Consider the following 16938-nt stretch of genomic DNA (forward strand, 5'->3'; position numbering starts at 1 on the left):
CCATCGGCCAGGGCAGGCACCCAAGAAGCGCCTTTGTGGCGGGCGGAGATCGGGCGAGCCGGGCCGTTAGCTCAGTTGGTAGAGCAGCGGACTTTTAATCCGTTGGTCACTGGTTCGAATCCAGTACGGCCCATATCGGCATCACACGTCGGGGCTTTCGCCCAGGCAGGGCACATTCTTTGCGCAGCAAGGGGCATTGCAAGGAGATCCCAGCATGACCCAGAAATCCGCCGATCCGCAAGACAACCCCAAATCGCACCCGACGTCGAACGCGGAAAAAGACCCCGCCGACTGGACCACAGGCGATGAGCCGATGACCGGCGCGCAGGCGTCTTACCTCAAAACGCTCTGCGAAGAAGCCAAGGAACCTTTCGACGAAACCCTGACGAAAGCCGACGCGTCCCGCAGCATCGACGAACTTCAGCAAAAGACGGGGCGCGGTAAATCAGGCTGACGGCACGCGTCCGAATCCGGCACGCGTGCCTAAATTTTCCGATTCTGCAGCCGTAAACGAGTCATGTCAGATCGTCTTCGGCCGGAAGAAGGCTTAACGAGCGCATGCGTGTCGACCTCATCACCCTTTACCTGTTAGCGATAGGAACGCTCCTCGCCAGCAGCGCGCTGACGCTCTGGGAGCGCCGGTCGTATCCGCGGCGCAGGCGCGAACTCGGCGTGCTCGCGGCCGGTTATGCGACGCTCGCGCTCGGCTGCGCCGCCGCGTCGATGCGGCACGGCGTGCCCGGCCTCCCCGGCGTCGTGGGGGCCGCGGTGTCGAATCTCATCATCGTCGGCGGGTATCTGCTCAATCTGCAAGGCGTCGCGCTCCTGAACGGACGCCGCTACGGCCGGTTCGCCGTCGGCATCCTGTCGATGCTCGCGCTCGCCTGGGCCATCGCGGGCAAGCGCGGCGAAGCGGTCATGTGGGCGTACATCAGCGCCATTCCCATTGCCGTGGTGTGCGGTCTGACTGCGCGCGAACTCCTCGGCACGCGGGATTCGAAATGGAAGCAGTCGCGCAACATCGCCGTGGCCGTCACGGGCGGCCACGCGCTCTTCTACGCATTCAGGGCCGCGATTCTGCCGTGGCTGGCGGCGTCGTTCGGACCGCAGTTGCTGGCGATCGCCGGTCAGGCGACGATGTATGAAGGCGTGCTCTATTCCGTCGTTCTGCCGATGACGCTCCTGCGCCTCGCGCGCGACGAAGCCCACGCCGATCTGCGACGCGAATCGCAGACCGATTACCTCACGGGTCTCGGCAACCGCCGATGGTTCTTCGAAGAAGGCGCACGCGTCATCCGCGAAAGCGACGCCTTTCCGCCGGCGTCGTGTCTCGCGCTCGACCTCGACCGCTTCAAGGCGATCAATGACCGCTTCGGCCACGAAGCCGGCGATGACGTACTGAAGTCGTTCGCGAAGATTCTGCGCAGCGTGCTCGGACGCGATGTGATCCTGGCGCGCATCGGCGGCGAAGAGTTTGCCGCGCTGTTGCCGGGGCACGAAAGCGCCCGCGCGAAAGACCTGGCCGAAGCCGTCGTTCGCCGCTTCGCGCAGACCGTCACGCGCACGGCGGGCGGCGTGGAGATCGAGGCGACGGTGAGTATCGGCATGGCGCGCATCGGCACCGATGAAGACACGCTGGAAAAAGTGCTCGCTGCCGCGGATCGCGCGCTCTACAGCGCAAAATCGCGCGGCGGCAACCGGCTTGAAATCGCGCGAGCCGCGACGGCCCGCGCGAATCTCGACGATGCGCCGGACCGCCGTCTGACGGCACTCTGAGCGTTCATTCGCCTGGGTCGAGCAGCCCGTCGCAACACCCGGACGATCACCGGCTGCTCAAGAGCTTGTCGAAGTCACGATCGAGTCCGGCCAACGATGAATCGATCGTCTTGCGCTTCTCGGCCACCCATGCGTCCTGCTGCGCGATCTTCGCTCTTGCCGCAGTCAGCATGCGTTCCATCTCCGCCGGTTGAGGCCCGCCGACGGTACGCCGGTTATCGACGATAGCCGCCGGATTCAGCGTCGAACGAAATTCCTCTTCGCTCATCGGCAGCACGCCGTTGCCGTAGCCTTTGGTCGTTTCGGCGTAGATGCGCTGCGCCTGATCGTAGGGGAAATCGCTGGGCTTGATATCGTTCGCTCGCGCGTATTCCACGACCTCCGACGCGAAGTGGTGGCCCAATCGGAAAGGCAGCTTGTATTTGCGCATCAGCACGTCGGCGACTTCCTGCGATGCGGTCCAGTCGCTGTTCAGTTCCTCCAGCGCCCGGCCCTGATCGATCACCAAAGCCTTGAGAATGTCGTCCCATTTGCGCAGGACGGTGATAGCGCTGTTCACCATTTCCTTGTTGTCCCTGACTTCCTTCGCGTCCGGCATGCCGGGCGGCAGATTGTGTGCGCGAATGACCGGTCCCATCGCGAGCGTGATGGCAGTCGATGCATCCGCGCGTGTCGAATTCAGCAGGCCCGGATTGCGCTTCTGAGGCATCGCGCTGGAAACGTAGGTGTTGTTGCCGCCTTCCTGAAGCAGAATCCACGGACGCGGCTGCGCATATTGCGTCATGACGTCCTCGATGAAACTGCCCGCATGAAGCGCGATGCTCGTTACGATCGAGCCGACTTCTACCGGATGATCGACCGCGGCGATCTGATGCGCGTCGTAGGCGTTGTCGACGATGTCGGCGAAGCCCAGATATTGCGCCATGCGAACGCGGTCCAGCGGCCAGCTCGTGCCGTTCAGCACCGTGGTTCCCATCGGGCACAGATCGATGCGTGCGTACGCTTCGCGGATGCGCTGCGCGTCGCGATCGAGGGCGGCAGCGTAACCGAGCAGATAATGCCCGTAGCTGTTCGGCTGGGCGGCGACGCCATTGGTGTAATTCGGCACGATGGTGCGCTCGTGCTTTTGCGCCAGCGTAACGAGCGTCGCGGATGTCTTGTTCAACTGTTCGGCGAGGCGCAGCATATCGTCGCGCAAGATGGCGGCGCGATACGTGGCATGCATGTCCTGGCTGGAGCGCCCGGCGTGCAGCAGCGTCGCATCCATTCCTGCGGCTTGAATCAGCAGCGGCTCGAATGTGATGACGGTGGAAGGGCGCTTGCCGCCGGGTTGATTGCCGTCGTGAATCACTTTGGCGAGGCCTGCCGCGATGCCGGGCACCAACGCCTTGTCCAGCAACCCTTCCTGACTATTGATGACCGCGGTAGCCTTGTTGATTTCGCCGAGCCAGTAAAACTCGTCGCGGTTCGTCGTCTGCTGGGCGCTCGCGGGCAACGCATGGAGAAGAATCGCGAAAGCGAGCGGAATTACCTTCTTTCTGAGCATGGTCTCGATTGTCCTTGTCGCTGCAGTGACAGCGTTTGTTCGAATAGCCGTTGCGCCGATAGCGAAGAGCGCATTCTAAACGCGGGCCTTTTCATCCATCATCGCAATCGATGAAGCGGGTCATCGCGGTGTCTCCTCGATCTCGCAAGCGTGGCGGGTTCATCGATGCGAATCTGGAACCCGAGCTTTCGCGCCGCTTTCGTTGGCGCGCGCCGCCGATGCGCGCTTCGTAAAGCTAAAATTGCGGTTTTAGCCCGGAATACGCGCATGTCCTTCGCCTCGCTTGGCCTGATCGGTCCGTTATTACGTAATCTGCAGGACCTCGAATATCGGACACCTACGCCGGTGCAGGCGAAGGCGATTCCTGCCGTGCTCGGCGGCAAGGACGTCATGGCTGCGGCGCAGACCGGCACTGGCAAGACGGCGGGTTTTGCGCTGCCGCTGTTGCAACGGCTGGTGCAGCACGGTCCGCCGGTGTCCAGCAACCGGGCGCGCGTTCTGGTGCTGGTGCCTACGCGTGAGCTGGCAGAACAGGTGCTGCAGAGCTTCATCGAATACGGCAAAGGCCTCGACTTGCGATATCTGGCCGCCTACGGCGGTGTGAGCATCAATCCGCAGATGATGAAGTTGCGCAAGGGCGTCGATGTGCTCGTCGCCACGCCGGGCCGTTTGCTGGATCTCAATCGGCAGAACGCGGTGCAGTTCGATCAAGTGCAGACGCTCGTGCTGGACGAAGCCGACCGCATGCTCGATCTCGGCTTTGCGCGCGAACTCAACGCTGTCTTTGCGGCGTTGCCGACCGAGCGCCAGACGCTGCTGTTCTCCGCCACCTTCACCGACGATATCCGCGCGATGGCGGCGGGCATTCTGCGCGGGCCGGTCAATATCAGCGTCAGTCCGCCCAATGCGACGGCCAGCAAGATCAGGCAGTGGGTCGTGCCGGTGGACAAGAGAAACAAGCCTGATCTCTTCATGCATCTCGTGGCCGAGAACAACTGGGAACACGCGCTGGTGTTCGTCAAAACCCGCAATGGCGTGGATTATCTGGCGGCGATGCTGGATGAAGCGGGATACGCCGTCGACACCATTCACGGCGACAAGCCGCAACCCGCGCGCTTGCGTGCGCTCGAGCGCTTCAAGACGGGCGAAGTGAGCATGCTGGTCGCCACCGACGTAGCCGCGCGCGGGCTGGATATCGATGACTTGCCGCTGGTGATCAACGTCGATCTGCCGATCGTCGCGCAGGACTATGTGCACCGTATTGGCCGTACCGGACGCGCGGGCGCCAGCGGTGTGGCGGTGTCCTTGGTGTGTGCCGATGAAGCGCCGCAACTGGCCGCGATCGAAGCGCTGATCCGGCAAACGCTGCCGCGTGAAGAAGAGCCGGGTTTCGAGGCCGAACACCGCGTGCCGCAAACCAGCGCGACGGGCCAGATCATCAAGAAACCCAAAAAGCCGAAGAAGCCCAAAGTCGCGCCGGCCGCGACGTCCCGCGTTGCGGACGCGGACAAAGGCATGATCTCGCCTGGCAGCAATCCTTTCGGCGTGCAGAAGCCACGCGGCAAATCCGCCGGCAAGCCAGCGGCGGGGTCGCGCAAGCCCGCTGGTAAATCCGCTGATGGGCGAAGCAAACGGCGACCCTGATCCGGTCTGAACCTCAGCGTGGCGATAAACAACCGCTAGTGGCCGAGAGCAATCAGCGAGACCCTGTCATGGCACGGCGGTCGAGCGTGACGTCACGGATGCGCCGCGCGGCCACGATCCGCTCTTCTTTAGCCTTTCGAATCCGCTGAACAACCGGCCGTTATCGAGTCTGATCGCCGGATCGCGGTGCTGACGCTTGCCTTACGCTGATGACGTCGATGGTCGGCTTTCCGAAAGCCGCATCGGACACATCAAGCGCGGTTCATCGCCGCGCCCGCATCCTTATCGGTAGGTCATCGTGAAGCCCATTCTTTTCACCGCCGCGGCGAGCGCGGCGTTTTCCCTGTGTCTGTCCGCGTGCGGCGGATCGACTCCGTCGACGTCGGGCGGCGTATACATGGGCCCGGTCGCGAACGCATCGGTGACCGTGCATGAGATCGCGGCCGACGGCACCGTCGCCGACAAGGCTTCCGCCGTCGCCACGACCGGCAGCGACGGCACGTTCAAGCTGACGGGCACGCTGCGCTATCCGCTGCTCGTGCGCGTGAAGGGCGGCAGCTTCGAGGAAGAAGCGAACGGCACGGCGACGACGCTCGCCGGCGAACTCGACGCGGTCTATCTGAGCGCGCCTTCGCAGATGGTCGTCTCCGCGTATTCGAACGCGATCGTCGCCGATGCGCGCGCCGCGGGCGGTCTTATCGCGGGCAATATCGCGGCGGCTATGTCGCGCGTGAACGCGTTCGCCGGCGATATCGACGTGCAGCAAACCATGCCGGCACTCGTCGCGGCCGGCACGGCGTCGACGGTCACGGACGGCGCGAAGATGGCGCTCGCCCTCGGCGCGGAGTCCGAAAGCCGCACGGCCGACGGCAGCAGCATCGAGGCGAGCACGCAGGACATCGTCGCGCAGGCGGCCAACGGCGACACGCTGACGTCGTGTCACGCGGGCGCGGGCAACATCGCGGAAGACGGCACGGTGAGCGCGCCGGGCGGCGGCAACTGCTCGATCACGACGGGCGCGGCGACGTACATGTCGAATCCGCGCAACCGCTCGGGCATCACGTCGGTCGCACAGATCGAGCCGGTGATGCCAGGCGCGGTGCAGACCGCGAAGGGCAGCGCGAGCACGTGCGGCGACCGCGTCGCGCTTCTGACCGATAACCTCGCGCTCTTCGATGGCCGCCGAAACGACGTGCAGGCGAAGCTCACCGGCAAGCTGACGAAGACCAACTGGTCGACGCTCAAGACGCCGAGCAGCTGGGGGCCGCTCGCCGGCCAGTACGGCGCGATCCAGGCGCCCGCCGGGTGCGCGGATATCGGCACGTTCCAGCGTGAACTGGTGATCGCGGTCGAGAATTACTGGGTCGATCAGAACATCAACTATTGCCACCACCATATTCCGGGCTGGCTGCCGTTCGACGATTCGTCGGACGCCGATCCGAAATATCGCAACTCGTCCAAGGGCAGCACGTCGGGCGGAAAGACCGATCCGGCGCAGAAGTACGGCATGACGTGCACGGCGCAGCGCAGCGGCGTCGACGGCTCGCAGGTCGTGCAGCGCAAGGGCGAAACGAACGCGACCGCGCTCGAGCCGGCGCAGATTCAGTGGCACGGCGTCGACTGCTCCGACTTCACCGCGTGGGTCTACAACTTCGCGGGCTTGACCACGGACAATCGCGAAGTCGAAACCGGCATCACGACGCAGGCGTGCATGACGCCCGCGGGCGCCACGACGACGCCGAAATGGGCGGGCGTCAAGCAAATGGGCGTGTTGCTCGACATCAACCACGGCAATTTCGATGCGACGTCGAAGCTGCTGTTGCCGGGCGATCTGCTCTATATCACGCAGGCGCCGAAGAAGGTCAACGGCGTGACGGCGCCCGAAACGGCGACGTCGACGATCGCGTTGTCGCACGTCGTCACGTGGACGGGCAAGACGTGGTCGCAGTTGCGCAACGGGCCGGACGGCTGGCGCTACGATCCGGCGCACATCGGCGAGCCGGGTTCGCGTCTGGGCGGCGATCTCGCGTACATCCTCAACGACGACGACGTCGAGGCCGCGCTGAAGCGTCTCGATCCGTACATGATCATCGACAGCCATTACGCGGGTCCGGCGTATCGCCCGTTCTACGGCTGGTATCGCGGCAGCGTGTCGAACGCGCGACGCATCATCGATGCGGACGCGGCGCGCGCGAACCCCGAACTCGCCGATCTGATCATCGAGCAACGTTCGACGCGCGCGGCCACGACGACCACGCTCGGCCAGATCGTGCTGGCGTCCAATCGCGGTCTCAAGAACGGCTACACGCTGCAGTACACGCAAGGCAGCAACGGCGCGATGGCGGACTGCGAACGCGTGGGCATCGCTAAATAAAGCGGCGTAAAAGCCGTCAAGCAACGGCGCGGCAAGACCACGGACAGTCGCCTCTTCGGCGCACTGCTGGACGTTTTTGGCCGCGCCGCTTCGACTAGGCGAGGACGCCGCCGCGGCCGGGTAGCGTGTGTTCGAGGCCGCCCTCACGAGCGACCCTGTGTACGCGCCAAGCTACGGACATTACTTCCCGTACATGTCGAAATCGAAGTACCGTGCTTCGATCTTGCGATAGGTTCCGTCGCGCAGCATTTCGGCGAGGGCGCCATTCAACGCCTCACGCAGTTCCGGATCCGATTTGCGCACGCCGGCGGCGTCGCCGTCGCCCATGATCTTCGCGTCATAGACCACATCGCCCGCGAATGCGAAACCCTTGCCCGCGGGCGTCGCCAGAAAACCCAGCTTGCCCTGCACGGCATCCATCAGCACCGCATCGACGCGGCCCGCCGTCAGATCGGCATACGCCTGGTCGTAGCTCGGATACGCGACCACTTCGACGCCGGACGATGCCCACTTTTCCCGCGCATAGGTTTCCTGCACCGTGCCTTGTTCGACGGCCACCCGCTTGCCCGCGAGCTTCGACGCGTCGGGCAGCAGATGCGCGCTCTCCTTGGCGATGAGGCGTGTCTGATTGCGGTACAGCCGGTCCGTGAAATCGATCTGCTCGCGGCGCTTCGCGTTCGCTGCCATCGATGACAGGATCACGTCGAACTTGCGCGCCTGCAGGCCGGGGATCAGGCCGTCGAAGCTGCTTTGCACCCAGACGCACTTCGCCTTGAGTTTCGCGCACAGTGCATTGCCGAGGTCGACGTCGAAGCCCACGACCTGACCGTCCTTCGCGACCGATTCGAACGGCGGATAGGTCGGGTCGACGCCGACGCGGATCGTGCTCCATTCCTTGGCCGATGCCATCGTGCTGACGGCCATCAGGGCGAGCGCGGCGGCGGTCGACATCGTCTTTGCGCGGGTGGTCTTCATTGGGGGCTCCGTGTATGGGGTGTCGTTTCGTCTGTCGTGGATGGATTCAACTGGGAAATTCGCCGCGTGCGAAGTCGTCGTCGAGCGCGATGGACTCGGCGATTTCATCGACCGTGACCGGCTTGATCGGCGCGCGGATGCGGTAGTAACCGACATCGCCGACCGCGCGCTCCTGCACCTGCGCGATCAGTTCGCCGACCGTCGTGCCGCACCATCGGCCCTGACACGGGCCCATGCCGCAGCGTGAGAATGCCTTCATCTGATTGGGTCCCTGGCAGCCCAACGCCGCGATCGCGCGAATCTCGCCCGCGGTGACTTCCTCGCACCGGCACACGATTACGTCGTCGGCGGGACGGCGCAGCGCGGCGGGCGGCGCGTAGAGCGCATCGAGCAGCGGACGCACGGCGAGATGGCGTTTCATCGCAAGCCGCGCAGGACGGCTGCGTGCATCGCGGGCTGGCGCATCGAGCGCGCCGAGTTCGCGCGCGATATCGAGCGCCGCAAGCGTGCCCGCGTGCGCGGCGGCCTTCGCCCCGCCGATGCCCGCGCCATCGCCCGCGATCCACACGTTCTTCACGCTGCTGCGCCCGCGCGCATCGGTGCGAGGCCGCCAGCAGGCCGACGACGCATCCCATTCGTGCTCGCAAGCGAGCGCGCGCGACAGTTGCGTCGACGGAATCACGCCCTGATGCAGCAGCACGAGCGACGTGTCGATCGATCGGGACGCGCCTTGTTCATCGACGAAACGCACGCGTTCGGCCCGTCCTTCGCCTTCGATCGAAAAAGCGCCAGCACGGCGATGCACCGGGATGCCCGCGCGCTTGACCGCGCGCATCATGCGCAGACCCTTGAGCAGATAGTCGGCGCCGGCGAGTGCGGGGAGCGCATGAGGCAGCGCGGCGCGCCAGGCATCGCGCGGTGTCGTGTCGATGATGGCCCGCACACGGCGTCCCGCATTCAGCAATTGCGATGCGAACAGCCACAAGAGCGGTCCGCAGCCGGCGAGCACGGCGTCTTGCGAGGGCGCCAATCCGGACGACTTCAGCAGCGTCTGCGCCGCGCCGACGCCCATCACGCCCGGCAAGGTCCAGCCGCGCACGGGCCACGGACGCTCCTGCGCGCCGGTCGCGACGAGCACCGCGCGCGCCGAAACGTCGAGCGTGCCGCCGGGCTCGCCGTCGTGCGCGCGGCGCGTGAGCATGGCGACGGCGCGGCCGTTTCCGGACTCGATCTGCCATACGACGCAGCGCGCGAGATGGGTCGCGCCGCTGGCCTCGAAAGCGTCGATCAGCGCGCGTCCCGCGAGATAGTCGTCGCCGAGCACGGATGCATCCGCGAGCGGAGACCGCGACGCGTTGCGATAGATCTGTCCGCCGGGCGCTTCGCCTTCGTCCGCGACTAACACCTCGAGGCCCGCGCGGCGCGCGACGATCGCCGCCGACATGCCCGCAGGCCCGGCGCCGATGATCAGCAGATCGCACTTCGACTGTGCCGGATGCCATGTCATGCGAGTCTCGCCTTGCCGGGCATCGGACGCACACGCATGCCTTCGCGCACGCGCGTCATGCACGCCTGCACGTTCGGCACGCCGTCGATTTCGACCAGACAGTCGAAGCACACGCCCATCATGCAGAACGGTCCGCGCGGTGCGCCGCTGACCGGCGTGTTCCGGCACGCCAGCGTGCCGCTTTCCAGCAGCGCCGCCGCGACCGTGTAATGCGCCGGCACCTGCCGATGCGCGCCGTCGATGTCGATGCACACCAGCGGCGTCGACAGCGTGGCGAGGGATTCGAAGTGCGTGGGCATGTCTAATTCGAAAAGCGCGTGGCGACGAAAGGATGAAGAATCGCGGGACGTGCGCCGCCCGCGATCCACGGTGCGATGACGTCCGCGTGCGCGGCGGCGAGCGTCACGCCGCTATGACAAATGGCGAGGAACGCGCCGGGATGCGCCGCCGATTCCTCGTAGACCGGCAGTCCATCCGGCGTCATGATGCGCAACGCGCCCCATGCCCGCACGATGCGCGCATGCGCGAGTGCCGGAAACGCGGTGCGTGCGCGCCGGGCGATATCGGCCATGACGGCGCGTGTCTGGCCGTCGTCGAAGCCGACCTGCTCGGCGGAGTCGCCGAGGAGCACGGAGCCTTCGCGCGTCTGCCGCACGACCAGCGTCGGATAGTCGAGAAACGGCGCGAGCCGCTCGGTCACCATGATCTGACCGCGCAGAGGCGTGATCGGCGCGTTCATGCCGACCATCGGCGCGAGGCGCTTGTTGTCGAGACCCGCGGCGAGCACGACGCGTCCGGCTTGCAGCATGCCGTGCGTCGTGTCGATCTCGAAGCGGCCCGCGCGAGGGCGAATCTCGCGCACCTCGCTATGCGGAAGATACGTGCCGCCGTGCGACGCAAAGGCCTGCTGCATGGCGCGCAGCGTGTAGAGCGGGCTCGCGTGGCCATCGTGCGGCGAATAGAGCGCGCCCGCAAGTTCGTCCGATGCCGAAGGCACACGCGCCTTGAGCGCGTCGATGTCGAGCACTTCGTAGTCGAGCGATGCGTCCTGCGCATGAATCGATTGGAGCAGCTGCCGGCCGGCTTCGAGCTGCTCGGCCGTCTCGCACAACTCGATGCCGCCGGGCCGTTCGAATCCGGCGTCGATGCCCGTTTCGCGCTTCAATTGCGCGGCGAAAGCGCTCCAGCGCTCCGACGACTCGCGCGACCATTGCGCATACGGCAGGCATCGTCCGCCTTTGCCCTGCACCCAGACAAGGCCGAAATTGCCGCGCGCCGCGCGATGCGCGGAGTCGGCTCCGTCGCACACGGCAACGCGCTGGCCCGCACGCGCGAGCCCGTAGGCGATCGCCATGCCGACGAGTCCGCCGCCCGCGACCACGATATCGAACCGGCGGCATGTGTTATGGGCGAGATCGACGTGCATGAATTGCGCTTTGTGCCTGCATTGATGTATCGAGACGCAACTTTCGGCGGATAAAAAACGCCCGTCAAATGCCGAATGATCGGTCATCTATAATTCAATGTTATGGAAATGTCCGAGCTCAAAATCCGGCAGATCGAAGCGTTTCGCGCGGTCATGCTTCGACACACCGTCACGCGCGCCGCCGAGTCGCTGCATATCTCGCAGCCCGCGGTGAGCCGTCTTATCGCCGATCTCGAAAGCCGCGTCGGCTTCGTGCTGTTCGAACGGCAGCAGGGGAGGCTTGCGCCCACGGCCGAAGCGCGCGTGCTGTTCGAGGAAGTGGAGCGCGCGTTCGTCGGACTGGACCGGATCACGCAGGCGGCCCACCAGATACGCGCGATGCGACGCGGTTCGCTGCGCGTGGCAGGGTCGCCCGCCGTCGCGCTCGATCTGCTGCCGGCGGTGATCGCGCGTTTCGTCGAGCAGCATCCGGGCATCGACGTGAGTCTGCTCGCGCACAGTGCGACGACGGTGGTCGACAAGGTTGCGTCCGGCCAGTGCGACGTGGGCCTGACCGCCGAGGCTATCCCGCATCCGGCCGTGAAGAGCGAGCGGCTTCCGAACGCGGTGATGCGATGTATCGTGCCGCGCGGGCATCGCCTGGCGCGCCGTGCATCGTTGAGTCCCGACGACCTGCGCGGCGAGCCCTTCGTTTCGTTTCCGCACAGCTTCGACGCCCGCGCCGCGATCGACCGCGTCTTCGTGGAAGCGGGCGTGACACGCAATCTCGTGATCGAGGCGCAGTTATCGCAAGCGATCGTGGCGCTGGTCGCCAATCGAGCGGGAGTCGCGCTCATCGACCCGGTGACGGCGGCCTACGCACGGCAACGTGTGGCGGTGAAGCGTTTCGCGCCTGCCGTGCACGATCATTTTTATATCGTGACGAATGCCTCCCGGCCCGTTCCCGTTGTGGCCGACGCGTTTTGCGACGCCGTGCGGGAGGCCTTCGGACGGGTTGTCGCTGAGGTCTGACTTCATGCGGAACTCGCCCCGGTTTCATCCGTGATGGATGTCGAGACCCGCGCACGCTCGTCACCGTGCAGCGACTGCCGCATCAGCCGCCAAGACGTCCGTAGCGAATCGAAACGTCAAGAATCTTAACGGTCCGCCGTTCCAACGTCTTGCAAAATCGCCCGAAGCCCCGCCCGACGGGGCTTCGGCCCATATGGCCCGGACCTTGCCTTATTGGCGGCTACACAACCCGGAGCCGCACATGATCGAACGAGGCCGAGCCGCCACGCTCACCCACACCGTCACATCCGCGGATCTCGCATCCGCCCACGCGCGCGACGCGGACGAGCGCTACCCCGACGTGCTGTCCACGCCCGCGCTCCTGTCGCTGATCGAGCGCGCTTCTGCCGATGTGCTGCGCGACGCCATCGGTGACGGGCAACTGTCCGTCGGCGTGACGACGCATCTCAACCATCTCGCGCCGACGCCGCTCGGCGCCGAAGTATCCGCGACCGCGACCTTCCGCGACATCGACGGCGCGCTGTACTGGTTCGACATCGTCGCCACCGATGCGGGCGGGCCGATCGGCACCGCGAGCCACGCGCGGGCGATCGTCGAGCGGTCCGCGATCGAAGCACGCGCCGCCAAACGCCGCCGCGCCGAATAACGCCAACACGACAGAGGACCACACATGAACGTAGCAGTTCATTCGCCGGCGCGCGGCGTCTACTTCGACGAAGCGTTCGAGACGCTCCCGCTCGACGAAGTGCGGCGTCATCAGGATGCGTTATGGGCGTCTCACTGGCCGTATCTGCGCGCGATGTCCGCGTTCTATCGCACGAAGCTCGAGCGCTGGGCCGGCCGCGACGACATCACGCTCGACACGCTGCAGGACATGCCCTTCACCGAGAAGGACGACTTGCGCGTAAGCCAGGAGAACGCGTCGCCGTATGGCGATTACGTCGCGTGCACGGAGAGCGGCATCGCGCGGCTGCATCGTACGTCGGGGACGACGGGACGGCCGCTGATCCTCGCCAACAGCGCGCGCGATGCCGCGGATATCGCCCGCGTCGGCGCGCGCTCGATGTGGGCGGCGGGACTGCGCCCGGAGCATCGCGTCGTGCACTGCCTCAACTACTGCATGTGGACGGGCGGCTTCACCGATCACACGATTCTCGAAGCCGCCGGCGCGACCGTCGTGCCGTTCGGCGTCGGCAACACGCGGCTTCTGATCGATTCGATCCTGAATCTCGGCATCGACGCGATTTCGTGCACGCCGTCTTATCCGGCGCTGATCGAGCAGGTGCTGCGCGAGACCGGCGGCCCCGCGCCGCGCGATCTCGGGCTGAAGCTCGGGCTTTTCGGCGGCGAGGCCGGTCTCGACAATCCGGAGTTGCGCGCCGCGATGGAGGAGAAGTGGGGCTTCGCGGTGCGCAATGCGAACTTCGGCCTCTCGGAAGTGCTGAGCATTCTCGGCGGGCAAACGGACTGGACGACCGATCTGCTGTATCACGCGGCGGACGTGGTGTTCGCCGAGATCATCGATCCGCACACGCTCGCGCGTCTGCCGATCGAAGCCGGCACGACGGGCGAACTCGTCTGCACGCATCTGCGCAAGCAGTGCCAGCCGCTCGTGCGTTATCGCACGCGCGACGTCGTCACGGTGACGGCCACCGACGCCGGCCCCGATGGCCGCAGCGCCTGGCGCTTTCGCGTGACGGGCCGCACCGACGACATGTTCAACGTGCGTGGCGTCAACGTGTTCCCGGGCGCGGTGCGGCTCGCGGTCGAGGCGTTGCCGCAATGGGCCTCGGGCATGTTTCGCATCGTGCTCAAAGGGCCGGGGCCATACGACCGCATCGCGATGACGGTCGAGGCCGCGAACGGCTTGCCCGTCGCACGCTGGAACGATGCCGCCGCGCGCATCGAGGCGGCCGTGCGCGAACGCATCGGCGCGAGCGCGGCTGTGACCATTGTCCCGTTCGAGCACTTTCCGCGCACCGAAGGCAAGACACGCTGGATCGACAGGGAGCCCGCATGAGCTACGTCAGGACACGCACGGAAGGACCGCTTCGGGTGGTGACGCTCGACCGCCCGGAGCGCATGAACGCGATCGGCGGCGCGCTGCTCGACGATCTGCACGAGGCGCTGCAAGAAGCGAACGACGACCCCTCGTGCCGCGTCATCGTGCTGACGGGCGCGGGCCGCGCGTTCTGCGCGGGCGACGATCTCAAGGAGTTCGGCGAGCAGAGCGCGACTGACGCAAGCATTCGTCTGCATATCGAGCGCATTCAGCGCATCACGCGCGATCTGATGTTCAACGCGAAGCCCGTCGTCGGCGCGGTGCATGGCTTTGCCGTCGGCGGCGGCTTCGAATGGATGCTCAATTGCGACATGGTCGTGGCGTCCGACGATCTCGTCGCGTTCTTTCCGGAGATGGCGTGGGGCCAGTTCGTCACGGGCGGCGTCACGCATTTGCTGCCGCAGGCGCTCGGCCATCAACGCGCAATGGAATTGTGGCTGCTCGGCGAGCGGCAAAGCGCGCAATCGCTGATGTCGATGGGACTCGTCAATCGCGTCGTGCCACGCGACGCCATGCTCGATACGTCGATCGCGCTGGCCTCGCGCATCGCGGAGCAATCGCCGGGATCCATCGCGCGGCTGAAGCGCCTCGTCACCACGCAATTGAGCGAATCGCTCGCACGGAGTCTCGAACTCGAGTTCGACGCGACGATCGACGCCTTCGCCGATCCCGACGCCGCCGAACGCGTCAAGCAGTTCGCCACGAGAAAGGAGCGCGCGCAATGAACCCCAAAGCCCTGACGTTCGATTACTTCGGCACGCTCGTCGATGTGGATCGCGGCGGCACGCTCGGCATCGCGGAAGTGTTGCGGCGTCTGTCGATCGAGACCGGCGACGCGATGTTCGACATCTATCTCGACTGGGATATTCGCAATGTGCGGCTGTATCGCGGGCAGGCGTATGCGCGTTACCGCGACGTGGCGGGCGAGGCGCTCGCCGCCGTGCTCGATGCGCGCTGGCCCGGCGCGCGCAAGGGCCACGCGCTGGACGAGCTGACCGACCTGTTTCTCGCGCATCTCGTCGAGGCGTCGCCCGCGCATGAGGACGCCGAGCCGTTTCTCGACTGGGCGGCGTCGCGCTATCCGCTGATGCCGATCACCAACATGGACAGCGACCTGTGGCGGCGCACGCAGCTCACCCGCTACTTCGAGCATGTGACGACGGCCGAGATGGCGCAGGCGTACAAGCCGTCCGAGGCGATCTTCAGGCTGGCGCTCGACCGCCTCGCGCTGCCGGCGCATGACGTGTTGCACTGCTCGCTCGCGAGCTGGGCCGACATCGACGGCGCGAAGCCGCTCGGCATGGCGGTCGCATGGATCAATCGCGGCGCGGACACGCTGGGCGCGTGGCAGCCGCGCCCGGATTTCGAGTTCGACACCTTGTCGCCGGTACGGGACCTTCTTGAGAATCTGACACTCACTGCGACGGGAGAATCACGATGAAACCGATGAAGACGGCAATCACGTTCATTGCATGCGCGGCGATGCTATGCGGCGCGGCGCATGCGCAGGAAGTCGTGAAGATCGGCGTGGCCGGCCCGCTGACCGGCAGTGCGGCGTCGAGCGGCAAGGACGACGAGCGGGGCGTGCGGCTCGCCATCGACGAATTGAACGCGAAGGGCTTCGCGATCGCCGGCAAGCCGGTGAAATTCGAGCTGATTTCGATGGACGATCAGGGCGATCCGAAGGTCGGCGTGAACGTCGCTCAGAAGCTCGTCGACGATGGCGTGTCGGCGGTCATCGGCCATTACAACTCGGGCGTGAGCATTCCGGCGGCGCGCATTTACAACGACGCCAAAGTCGTGATGATGACGGGCGCCTCGTCGAACCCGGATCTCACGCATCTCGGCTATCCGTACGTGTTCCGCCTCGCCACCAACGACAACGTGATGGGCGGGCGCATGGCGGTCTATGCGTCGAAGGTGCTGGGCGCGCAACGCGCCGCCGTCATCGACGACCGCACCGCCTACGGCACGGGCGTCGCGGACGTGTTCATCAAGACCGCGCAGAAGGAAGGCTTGCAGATCGTCGCGCGCGAGTACAGCACCGACAAGGCGACCGACTTCAAGGCCATTCTCACGCAGATCAAATCGCGCAATCCGCAGGTCGTGTTCTACGGCGGCTATTACGCGCAGGCCGCGACGCTCGCGCGGCAAATGAGCGAGCTCGGCCTGAGCGCGACGCTCGTCGGCGGCGACGGCATCTGTTCGCCCGAATTCGACAAGCTCTCGGCGGGCGTCGCGGACAAGCGCATGTTCTGCGCGCAAGGCGGCGCGCCGCTCGACACGCTGCCCGACGGCAAGACCTTCCGCGCGAAGTTCAGGAATGCGTTCAGCGCCGATGTCGATACCTACGCGCCCGCGTTCTATGCGGCGACGCTCGTCGTCGCGGATGCGATGCGCAAGGCGGGATCGGCGAAACCGGAGGTCTTCGTGAAGGCGCTGCGCGATCAGTCGTTCGACAGCATTCTGGGCCCCGTCAAGTTCGATTCCAACGGCGACTGGATCGATGCGCCTGTCACGGTGTACCGGCTGAACAGCGGGGCGCTCACGGCGATCGCACAGAAGGACTGAGCGCGCGATGCCGCGATGCGCGGGGCGGCGGGATTTTGTCCTGTTA

The 16938-nt window shown here is 65.7% G+C and carries 15 protein-coding genes and 1 tRNA gene; 11 read left to right on the plus strand and 5 right to left on the minus strand.

The genetic code is table 11. The features are described from left to right. The first annotated feature begins 60 nt into the window (after positions 1-60). The 3 genes from NCS02_RS34110 to NCS02_RS34120 all read left to right on the plus strand — a co-directional run bounded on the left by NCS02_RS34110 (position 61) and on the right by NCS02_RS34120 (position 1776). Positions 61-133: transfer RNA gene (locus NCS02_RS34110), tRNA-Lys, on the plus strand. Positions 134-214: 81 nt separating this feature from the next. Continuing rightward, positions 215-454, plus strand: coding sequence for a DUF3072 domain-containing protein (locus tag NCS02_RS34115; protein ID WP_250520538.1), 240 nt, complete (start codon positions 215-217; stop codon positions 452-454). Between the two features lie 104 nt (positions 455-558). Continuing rightward, positions 559-1776, plus strand: coding sequence for a GGDEF domain-containing protein (locus NCS02_RS34120; protein ID WP_008345652.1), 1218 nt, complete (start codon positions 559-561; stop codon positions 1774-1776). Between the two features lie 46 nt (positions 1777-1822). Here the strand turns inward: NCS02_RS34120 and NCS02_RS34125 are convergent, their stop codons facing one another. After that, positions 1823-3322 carry an argininosuccinate lyase gene (locus NCS02_RS34125; RefSeq protein WP_250520539.1) on the minus strand — a complete coding sequence of 500 codons (1500 nt, stop codon included), beginning with the start codon at positions 3320-3322 and terminating at the stop codon, positions 1823-1825. A 267-nt stretch (positions 3323-3589) separates the two neighbouring features. Here NCS02_RS34125 and NCS02_RS34130 point away from each other — a divergent pair, with 267 nt between their 5' ends. Together NCS02_RS34130 and NCS02_RS34135 are read left to right on the plus strand one after the other, a co-directional pair. Continuing rightward, positions 3590-4966 (plus strand): DEAD/DEAH box helicase, encoded by a 1377-nt coding sequence (locus tag NCS02_RS34130; RefSeq protein ID WP_175982151.1) that lies wholly within the window; start codon positions 3590-3592, stop codon positions 4964-4966. Between the two features lie 397 nt (positions 4967-5363). After that, positions 5364-7340, plus strand: a complete 1977-nt coding sequence (locus NCS02_RS34135; protein WP_284504560.1) for a hypothetical protein — start codon at positions 5364-5366, stop codon at positions 7338-7340. A gap of 180 nt (positions 7341-7520) precedes the next feature. Here the strand turns inward: NCS02_RS34135 and NCS02_RS34140 are convergent, their stop codons facing one another. Genes NCS02_RS34140 through NCS02_RS34155 form a run of 4 tightly spaced genes read right to left on the minus strand, consistent with a single transcriptional unit; the run spans position 7521 to position 11248 of the window. After that, a complete protein-coding gene (locus tag NCS02_RS34140; RefSeq protein WP_008345645.1) occupies positions 7521-8315 on the minus strand; it encodes an ABC transporter substrate-binding protein in 795 nt (264 codons plus the stop codon). 46 nt (positions 8316-8361) lie between these two features. Then, a complete protein-coding gene (locus tag NCS02_RS34145; RefSeq protein ID WP_250520542.1) occupies positions 8362-9822 on the minus strand; it encodes an NAD(P)/FAD-dependent oxidoreductase in 1461 nt (486 codons plus the stop codon). After that, a complete protein-coding gene (locus NCS02_RS34150; RefSeq protein ID WP_250520543.1) occupies positions 9819-10121 on the minus strand; it encodes a (2Fe-2S)-binding protein in 303 nt (100 codons plus the stop codon). The genes NCS02_RS34145 and NCS02_RS34150 overlap by 4 nt, the downstream gene beginning before the upstream one ends. Before the next feature lie 2 nt (positions 10122-10123). Continuing rightward, on the minus strand, positions 10124-11248 hold the full coding sequence (locus tag NCS02_RS34155; RefSeq protein WP_250458441.1) for an NAD(P)/FAD-dependent oxidoreductase: 1125 nt from the start codon (positions 11246-11248) through the stop codon (positions 10124-10126). A 102-nt stretch (positions 11249-11350) separates the two neighbouring features. On the opposite strand from NCS02_RS34155, the gene NCS02_RS34160 reads away from it, so the two are divergent. From NCS02_RS34160 to NCS02_RS34185, 6 genes are all read left to right on the plus strand, one after another. After that, entirely contained in the window at positions 11351-12259 is a 909-nt protein-coding gene (locus NCS02_RS34160; protein ID WP_175982147.1) for a LysR substrate-binding domain-containing protein, read from the plus strand. A gap of 241 nt (positions 12260-12500) precedes the next feature. Beyond that, positions 12501-12905 carry a thioesterase family protein gene (locus NCS02_RS34165; RefSeq protein WP_008345636.1) on the plus strand — a complete coding sequence of 135 codons (405 nt, stop codon included), beginning with the start codon at positions 12501-12503 and terminating at the stop codon, positions 12903-12905. Between the two features lie 24 nt (positions 12906-12929). Continuing rightward, positions 12930-14279, plus strand: a complete 1350-nt coding sequence (locus NCS02_RS34170) for a phenylacetate--CoA ligase family protein (protein WP_175982146.1) — start codon at positions 12930-12932, stop codon at positions 14277-14279. Beyond that, entirely contained in the window at positions 14276-15046 is a 771-nt protein-coding gene (locus NCS02_RS34175; protein WP_250442226.1) for an enoyl-CoA hydratase/isomerase family protein, read from the plus strand. The genes NCS02_RS34170 and NCS02_RS34175 overlap by 4 nt, the downstream gene beginning before the upstream one ends. Further along, positions 15043-15762, plus strand: coding sequence for an HAD family hydrolase (locus NCS02_RS34180; RefSeq protein ID WP_008345631.1), 720 nt, complete (start codon positions 15043-15045; stop codon positions 15760-15762). The genes NCS02_RS34175 and NCS02_RS34180 overlap by 4 nt, the downstream gene beginning before the upstream one ends. Further along, a complete protein-coding gene (locus tag NCS02_RS34185) occupies positions 15759-16892 on the plus strand; it encodes a branched-chain amino acid ABC transporter substrate-binding protein (RefSeq protein ID WP_250520544.1) in 1134 nt (377 codons plus the stop codon). Before NCS02_RS34180 ends, NCS02_RS34185 begins: the two co-directional genes overlap by 4 nt. Positions 16893-16938 lie beyond the last annotated feature (46 nt).

It is taken from the genome of Caballeronia sp. NCF2 (genome assembly GCF_023631205.1).
GTDB classification, from domain to species: domain Bacteria; phylum Pseudomonadota; class Gammaproteobacteria; order Burkholderiales; family Burkholderiaceae; genus Caballeronia; species Caballeronia zhejiangensis.

What these genes read in the sequence shown, in the direction of transcription:
- NCS02_RS34125 (WP_250520539.1), bottom strand. Translation starts at nt 3,322, where the DNA reads ATGCTCAGAAAGAAGGTAATTCCGCTCGCTTTCGCGATTCTTCTCCAT.
- NCS02_RS34115 (WP_250520538.1), top strand. Translation starts at nt 215, where the DNA reads ATGACCCAGAAATCCGCCGATCCGCAAGACAACCCCAAATCGCACCCG.
- NCS02_RS34150 (WP_250520543.1), bottom strand. Translation starts at nt 10,121, where the DNA reads ATGCCCACGCACTTCGAATCCCTCGCCACGCTGTCGACGCCGCTGGTG.
- NCS02_RS34180 (WP_008345631.1), top strand. Translation starts at nt 15,043, where the DNA reads ATGAACCCCAAAGCCCTGACGTTCGATTACTTCGGCACGCTCGTCGAT.
- NCS02_RS34135 (WP_284504560.1), top strand. Translation starts at nt 5,364, where the DNA reads ATGGGCCCGGTCGCGAACGCATCGGTGACCGTGCATGAGATCGCGGCC.
- NCS02_RS34140 (WP_008345645.1), bottom strand. Translation starts at nt 8,315, where the DNA reads ATGAAGACCACCCGCGCAAAGACGATGTCGACCGCCGCCGCGCTCGCC.
- NCS02_RS34160 (WP_175982147.1), top strand. Translation starts at nt 11,351, where the DNA reads ATGGAAATGTCCGAGCTCAAAATCCGGCAGATCGAAGCGTTTCGCGCG.
- NCS02_RS34185 (WP_250520544.1), top strand. Translation starts at nt 15,759, where the DNA reads ATGAAACCGATGAAGACGGCAATCACGTTCATTGCATGCGCGGCGATG.
- NCS02_RS34165 (WP_008345636.1), top strand. Translation starts at nt 12,501, where the DNA reads ATGATCGAACGAGGCCGAGCCGCCACGCTCACCCACACCGTCACATCC.
- NCS02_RS34120 (WP_008345652.1), top strand. Translation starts at nt 559, where the DNA reads ATGCGTGTCGACCTCATCACCCTTTACCTGTTAGCGATAGGAACGCTC.
- NCS02_RS34155 (WP_250458441.1), bottom strand. Translation starts at nt 11,248, where the DNA reads ATGCACGTCGATCTCGCCCATAACACATGCCGCCGGTTCGATATCGTG.
- NCS02_RS34130 (WP_175982151.1), top strand. Translation starts at nt 3,590, where the DNA reads ATGTCCTTCGCCTCGCTTGGCCTGATCGGTCCGTTATTACGTAATCTG.
- NCS02_RS34175 (WP_250442226.1), top strand. Translation starts at nt 14,276, where the DNA reads ATGAGCTACGTCAGGACACGCACGGAAGGACCGCTTCGGGTGGTGACG.
- NCS02_RS34170 (WP_175982146.1), top strand. Translation starts at nt 12,930, where the DNA reads ATGAACGTAGCAGTTCATTCGCCGGCGCGCGGCGTCTACTTCGACGAA.
- NCS02_RS34145 (WP_250520542.1), bottom strand. Translation starts at nt 9,822, where the DNA reads ATGACATGGCATCCGGCACAGTCGAAGTGCGATCTGCTGATCATCGGC.